The sequence below is a fragment of the Serratia sp. MMO-28 genome (assembly GCF_037199905.1).
Classification (GTDB): Bacteria; Pseudomonadota; Gammaproteobacteria; order Enterobacterales; family Enterobacteriaceae; genus Chania; species Chania oryzae.
In genome coordinates, this window is record NZ_JBBCVB010000150.1 from 1 (window position 1) to 223 (window position 223).

Here is a 223-nt window from a genome sequence, read left to right on the forward strand (position 1 = left end):
CACCACAATGGTGTCACCGGGTTCACCCTTGCCGTTCAACGTCGGCTTGGTGTCGTCAGTGGTTTCACCTTTGGCGATCGGCCCCTGTACCGGCCCCTGATCGTCGATAATATCGTTAATGCCCGAGCCATTGCCGTCAGTTCCCGGCTGAGCAGGTGGCGTAATGTCGATCACCAGAGCCCACGGTGGGGACATTGCGGACGTATTGCCCGCCGCGTCGGTG

1 protein-coding gene is annotated in these 223 nt (G+C 60.5%); it reads right to left on the minus strand.

Annotated elements, in window-relative coordinates:
• On the minus strand, positions 1-195 hold a 195-nt coding region (locus WG891_RS26945; protein WP_337274599.1), incomplete at its 3' end, for a hypothetical protein.
• Between the last annotated feature and the right edge of the window lie 28 nt (positions 196-223).